We start from the raw sequence: 236 nt of genomic DNA, 5'->3' as shown, positions 1-236 counted from the left end.
CGGAAGAACGGGTCTGACGGCGCTGACGATAGCCGTTATGTTTGCCGTGTCCATGTTTTTCAGCCCTCTTGTCAGCGTCTTATCGGAAGTGTCCGCGATTACGTCACCGGCTCTGCTTATTGTCGGCAGCCTGATGATGGGCGCGGTATCGAATATCCGCTGGGATGAGCTTCATGAAGCGTTCCCGGCCTTTCTCGTCATTTTGGCGATGCCGTTAACGTCCAGTATTTCAACCG

General features: G+C 54.2%; 1 protein-coding gene. It reads left to right on the top strand.

Translation table 11 applies throughout. The features are described from left to right. The coding region (locus SB847_RS22250) for a solute carrier family 23 protein (protein WP_410578935.1) at positions 1–236 on the top strand (236 nt) is incomplete at both ends.

It is taken from the genome of Bacillus sp. SIMBA_026 (assembly GCF_046535335.1).
Lineage (GTDB): Bacteria > Bacillota > Bacilli > Bacillales > Bacillaceae > Bacillus > Bacillus velezensis.
This window is presented reverse-complemented; position numbering and strand designations above follow the sequence as displayed.